The sequence below is a fragment of the Neisseria sp. P0022.S010 genome (genome assembly GCF_051956635.1).
The window spans coordinates 1-2144 of sequence record NZ_JBQCXF010000492.1 but is presented as its reverse complement, the minus strand read 5'-3'; the positions used below and the strand labels follow the sequence as shown (position 1 = coordinate 2144).

The window sequence follows — 2144 nt, the reverse complement described above, 5'->3', positions numbered from 1 at the left end:
CGAATCCCTGATTCGCCACCAAATTTCGGGGGTATAGCTCAGTTGGTAGAGCGCTTGCATGGCATGCAAGAGGTCAGCGGTTCGATCCCGCTTACCTCCACCACTAAACAAAAAAGCTCTTGTTAAATACAAGGGCTTTTTTGTTTGGCTTAATTAATAACTGATTGCTCATTAATTTTGCCATTTCAATAACTAATCAATAAAGGCCGTCTGAAACATTTCAGACGGCCTTTTATCTTTTAATTACTTCACAAGCTTCAATACTTTTTTCGGTTTTTCTTCCGCAGATTCAGCTTTTGTATCTTCGGCCACCGCAGCTTCAACAGAAGCAGGCTGATATGGTTCTACCTCAAAACCCATACCCTCTCCACTTTCGCGACCAAATATACTGACAATATGACCGACCGGAATCCAAATCTCGTGCGCTACGCCGGAAAAACGGGCAGAGAAATTGACCCATTCGTTGTCGATATTCAAGTTATGGCTGGCGGTAGGACCAATATTTAAAACAATTTCATTATCGCGCACATACTGCATCGGCACACGGGTATGTTCATTTACCCAAGCCACGATGTGCGGTGTTTGGTTATTATCCAAGCACCACTCATACAAAGCACGCAACAAATACGGTTTGGTTGAAGTTGCCATAGGTTCGTCCTTTAGCGGCGCATGGCTTTTTCAGCCGGCGTTAATGCTTCAATAAAGGCTTCGCGTTGGAAAATACGTTCAGCGTACTTCAACAAAGGCGCAGCAGATTTACCCAGTTTGATGTCGTAATAGTCCAAACGCCACAACAGCGGAGACAAGGCAACATCAATCATAGAAAAGTCATCGCCCAAGATGTATTTATTTTTAGTAAAAGACGGCGCCAACAGTGTCAAACCATTGCCAATGGCTTCACGTGCTTTAGCTTGTTCTTTATTGGTAGATTCAGGGTTTTCCAACACTTGCACCAAGCTGAACAATTCTTTTTCCATACGGTACAGTACCAAACGGCCGCGACCGCGCATAACAGGATCGCCCGGCATCAACTGAGGATGAGGGAAACGCTCGTCAATGTATTCGTTGATAATGTTTGATTCGTGCAAAATCAAATCACGCTCAACCAGAACCGGTACTTGGTTATACGGATTCATCAAAGCCAAGTCTTCAGGTTTATTGAACACGTCCACATCTTTGATTTCAAAATCCATACCTTTTTCGTACAGCACAAAACGGCAGCGCTGGCTGAATGGACAAGTAATACCTGAATACAATGTCATCATAATTTTTTACTCCTGATAAATCTTTTCAGACGGCCTTAAGCCTTATAAAAATTCAGACAGAATTATACATAATTTCAAACACCTAATCCAGAAATTTAACATATCATATTGTTTATATTAAGTAATTTTAAAATTTACATTATTTTTGCATAAACCAATTTCACAAACAAAAAAGGCAAACCTGAAACAGGTTTGCCTTTTTGATTCAAAAGAATTAGTGAACGTCTTTCCAGAATTCTTTTTTCAGGAAGTAAGCCAATCGCAGCATTACCGCAAACAGGAATGCCAGAACCATGTAGCCGATGCGGTGGCGTTGCAACTGAGCAGGCTCACCCATGTACACCAAGTAGTTCACCAAGTCGCGTACATAAGTATCGTACTCTTTTTGGATTACTTTACCGTTAGGCAGGCGACGGCTGTGCAGACCGGTAGATTCCCAATACAACTTAGGAGTCAGGTTACCATGCTCGTCTTTAATCATAACGGGCTGACCTTTGGCATCCAACTCAACGGCTTGAACACCTTGTTGATCCCACAATGGGTGAGGCATACTCGCACCGGCCAAAACAGTATTGTTCCAACCGGTCGGACGAGTTGGGTCTTTATAGAAGCCGCGCATATAGGCGTACAGATAGTCTGCACCTTTAGAACGGGCAATCAGGGTCAAATCCGGCGGAGGCGCACCCAACCATTTGGAGGCATCTTTCGGATCCATTGCCGCTACCATGACATCACCAACGTTGTCTGTTGTAAACATCAGGTTTTTCTTGATTTCATCTTCAGTCAAACCGATGTCTTTCAGACGGTTGAAGCGCATACCGCTTGCAGAGTGGCAAGACAAACAGTAGTTTGTAAAGATTTGCGCACCGTGCTGCAGGC

General features: G+C 43.5%; 3 protein-coding genes and 1 tRNA gene. 1 reads left to right on the top strand and 3 read right to left on the bottom strand.

Features of this window, described 5'->3' with window-relative positions; translation table 11 throughout:
* The first annotated feature begins 27 nt into the window (after positions 1-27).
* Positions 28-103: transfer RNA gene (locus ACTHUT_RS18525), tRNA-Ala, on the top strand.
* Positions 104-243: 140 nt separating this feature from the next.
* Here the strand turns inward: ACTHUT_RS18525 and ACTHUT_RS18520 are convergent.
* The 3 genes from ACTHUT_RS18520 to ACTHUT_RS18510 all read right to left on the bottom strand — a co-directional run.
* Positions 244-648, bottom strand: coding sequence for a ClpXP protease specificity-enhancing factor (locus ACTHUT_RS18520; RefSeq protein WP_137041192.1), 405 nt, complete (start codon positions 646-648; stop codon positions 244-246).
* Positions 649-659: 11 nt separating this feature from the next.
* Positions 660-1265: a glutathione S-transferase N-terminal domain-containing protein gene (locus ACTHUT_RS18515; protein ID WP_039861850.1), complete on the bottom strand. Its 606-nt coding sequence runs from the start codon at positions 1263-1265 to the stop codon at positions 660-662.
* 214 nt (positions 1266-1479) lie between these two features.
* A partial coding sequence (locus ACTHUT_RS18510; RefSeq protein WP_440419353.1) for a cytochrome c1 occupies positions 1480-2144 on the bottom strand: 665 nt, incomplete at its 5' end.